The 2340-nt window shown below is 70.4% G+C and carries 2 protein-coding genes; both read right to left on the reverse strand.

Annotation, left to right across the window (positions count from 1 at the left end; all coding sequences use genetic code 11):
* The coding region (locus Q0112_RS18900) for a glycosyltransferase family 2 protein (protein WP_297977625.1) at positions 1 to 725 on the reverse strand (725 nt) is incomplete at its 3' end.
* A gap of 8 nt (positions 726 to 733) precedes the next feature.
* Positions 734 to 2340: VPLPA-CTERM-specific exosortase XrtD (xrtD, locus tag Q0112_RS18905; RefSeq protein WP_297977626.1), on the reverse strand; the 1607-nt coding region annotated here is incomplete at its 5' end.

The raw sequence follows: 2340 nt of genomic DNA on the forward strand, positions 1-2340 counted from the left end.
CGGGCGGCGCGCCGGGAGGAGGCGCCGTGGAAATGCACGATGGTGGCCTCGGGCGTCATCCGCGGGCGGGCGCCCCGGAGGCGGGCGCGGCGGCAGAGATCGGCCTCCTCGCCGTACATCACGAAGCTCGCATCGAACCCGTCGAGCGCCTCCCAGAAGTCGCGGCGGATCAGGAAGAAGCTGCCCTGCACCACGTCGACCTCGCGCTCGTCGCCGCGGTCCCAGTCGCCCATCTCCTCCGGATTGAAGAAGGCGCTGCGCTTGAAGATCAGCGCGAGCCCCGAGGCGCGGCAGAAGAGGCTCCAGAGCGTGAGCGCGCCGAAGACGCTCGACGGATTCAGTGTCCGGTCGCCGTTGAGCGTGCGGCCGCCCCAGATGCCGGCCGCCGGCGTGCGCTCGGCGAAGGCGACGAGCCGGTCGATCGCATGCTCGAGCACCAGCGTGTCGGGGTTCAGCAGCAGGATGTACCGGCCCTTCGCCTCGCGGGCGGCGACGTTGTTGCCCTTGGCGAAGCCGAGGTTCTCCGCGCTCGCGATCAGCCGGATGTCTGGAAAGGCGGCGGCGAGCGCCGCCGCCGAGCCGTCGGGCGAGGCGTTGTCGACGACGATCAGCTCGTAGGGAACCGTGGTCTCGGCGACGACGCTTTTCAGGCACTCGAGCGTCATCGCGCGGGTGTTGTAGCTGATCACCAGGATCGAGACGAGCGGAGGGGTCGCTGCGGTCATGGCGTCCTCTATTCCGGGATGAAGTGGGGGAGCTCGTCGACGCTGGCCGCGAGGAAGCGCTCGAGGCGCGCGTCGGCGGCGGCGACGCCCTCGTCGCCGATCGGCGTTATCACCCGCACCAGGCCGCCGTCGGTGCGCCCGTGGCTGAGCGAGTCGGTGATGTTGGCGAAGCGGGCGGCGAAGTCGCCGGTGAACTGCCGGCCCCGCGCCTGGAACCAGTAGTAGACGAGCTGGCGCTCGAGCCCCTTCTGGATTACCGCCCGGTTCAGCCGGACCGCGCCGGTCCGGGTGCCGGGCAGCGCGACCGTGACCGGCTCGATACGGAACACCTCCCAGCCGGCGCCGGGCAGGCAGACCTCGGGCGAGTGGATCTGGGCGCCCTCGGTCTGGCTGGCGTACCAGGAGAGGAAGAGGTCGACCGGCGCCGCTTCGTCCGGCCGGCTGTAGAGTACCGAGAGATGGTCGTCGGCGGCGAGGATGCGCACGATCCCGGGCTTGAGCGCCTGGGTCGATCCCGACCAGCCGCCGAGCTCCTGCGGGAAGAGCGCATAGGGCTCGCGCGGCGGCGGCACGGCCTCGCGCGCCGGCACGAGGCTCCAGGCGAGGCCGATGGCGGCGGTCATCAGCGCCGCGGTGACGAGGGCAGGGGAGGGGGGCAGGAAGCGGATGCGGGCGACCTGGGCCCCGAGGCCGGAGAAGTCGAGCTCGAGCGCCTCCCCGAGCGGCCGGCGGTCGCCGACGATCCGCTGCATCGCCTTGGCCATGGCGAAGAGGATGGCGAGGCAGGAGAGGAACACCACCCAGCCCTCGAAGACGTGAAGGAAGCCCTCGGCCTGGGCGACGCCCCAGCGGTCGACGAGGATGCCGATGATCCCGATCCTGACCGCGTTCATCATCACCGCGACAGGCACGGCGAAAAGCAGCAGCACGAGCTTCTGCCAGAGCGGCCCGCGGTAGAGCACCGCGAAGACGTAGGTGAAGCTCATGATCGGGAAGAGGTAGCGCAGGCCGGAGCAGGCCTCGGCCACCTGCAGCATGGTGACGCCGAGGTCGATGACGTTGCCCTCGAGGTAGACCGGCACGCCGGCGAGCGCCACGAGCTTCACCCCGATCGCGGAGGAGACGAGCTGCAGCGTCGTATTGACCTTCCAGTAGAGGAACTGGGGGAGCGGCAGCATGAAGACGAGGTGCAGCACCGAGGGCCAGAACACCCACCCGCGGCGGAAGCCGAAGCAGACCAGCACCAGCCCCGCCACCCAGACGATCAGCGCGTAGAAGACCAGATGGTCGATCCTGACCAGGTTGCCGAGGGCTGCCAGCGCGAGGGCGAAGAGGATGACGCCGACGCCCGGCCAGCGGTCGGTAACGGGTTGCGCGGGCGGCGGCACCGCCTTCATCTCGCGGAGGAACATGTAGAAGGAGAGGATCGGGATCACCGGCCCGTGGCTGAACTCGGGACGCGCCCAGGCGTCGGCGAGGCCGACGAGGCCGAACCAGAACAGCGGCAGCGTGCCGACGATGGCGAAGGCGAGCCAGGCGGCTCCCGCACCCGGCGCCCCGGCCCGGGCCGAAGGGGCTACGAACATCGTCCTCTCGAACCCTTTACCCGACGGAT

The organism is uncultured Amaricoccus sp. (assembly GCF_937858865.1).
GTDB lineage: Bacteria > Pseudomonadota > Alphaproteobacteria > Rhodobacterales > Rhodobacteraceae > Amaricoccus.